The 1,142-nt window shown below is 49.0% G+C and carries 1 protein-coding gene; it reads left to right on the plus strand.

The window, feature by feature from the left end:
- Window positions 1-1,142 (plus strand): molybdopterin-dependent oxidoreductase (locus R7E42_RS25035; protein ID WP_318073244.1); only part of this gene is annotated, 1,142 nt, incomplete at both ends.

Here is a 1,142-nt window from a genome sequence, read left to right on the forward strand (position 1 = left end):
GTATTTCTACGGCACTTGGGTAGACAACAACTCGATTGACGACGTACAAAACGCAGATCTTTGTCTGATGTTTGGTAACAATCCAGCCGAGACGCGTATGTCGGGCGGTGGTCAAATCCACAACTACGTGGACGCAAAAAATATTAGCCACACACGTACGATCTGTATCGACCCTCGTTACACCGATACTGCCGCTGGCCGTGAAGACCAATGGATTCCTATCAAACACGGTACCGATGCGGCCCTTGTCGCTGCTATCGCACATGTATTGATCAGCGAAGATAAAGTCGACCAAGACTTCCTTGACCGCTACTGTGTGGGTTACGACCGTAAAACTCTGCCAGCATCAGCGCCAGAAAATGGCAGCTACAAAGATTACATCATGGGTACAGGTCCGGATGGTATCGAGAAAACGCCAGAGTGGGCACAACCAATCACAGGTATTCCTGCTGATGTGATCTTGAAACTTGCGCGAGAAATCGGCGATGCAAAACGCATTTACATCACGCAAGGTTGGGGTCTACAACGCTCAGCAAACGGTGAGCAAGCATGTAAAGCGATCATGATGCTGTCTCTGCTTCGTGGTCAGGTTGGTCTACAAGGTGGTGGTACTGGTCCTCGGGAGGGTAACCACTCTTACCCATTCCAACGCTTCCCGAAAGTGCCAAACCCAATCAGCGCTTCTATCCCAATGTTCCTTTGGACAGATGCGATTTTCCGTGGCACTGAGATGACCGATCTTACTGACGGCATCAAAGGTGTTCAGAAGCTGCAAAACAACATCAAGTTCATCTGGAACTACGCGGGTAACTGCCTGATTAACCAACACTCAGACATCAACCGCACACACGACATTCTTCAAGATGAAAAAGCGTGTGAAATGATTGTGGTGATCGACAACCACATGACGTCTTCTGCGAAGTATGCCGATATCGTACTGCCAGACTGTACAACGTCCGAGCAATCAGATTTCTGTATGGATGGTGCGGCAGCGTCAATGCCTTACTTCATCTTTGCAAGCCAAGCGATTCAACCTCGTTTCGAATGTAAGCCAATCTACGACATCATGTCTGGCGTGGCGAAGCGTATGGGCGTGTTTGATGAATTTACTGAAGGTCGCACGCAAGAAGAGTGGCTGCAAT

The organism is Vibrio sp. Vb1337 (assembly GCF_033338715.1).
Taxonomy (GTDB): domain Bacteria; phylum Pseudomonadota; class Gammaproteobacteria; order Enterobacterales; family Vibrionaceae; genus Vibrio; species Vibrio alginolyticus.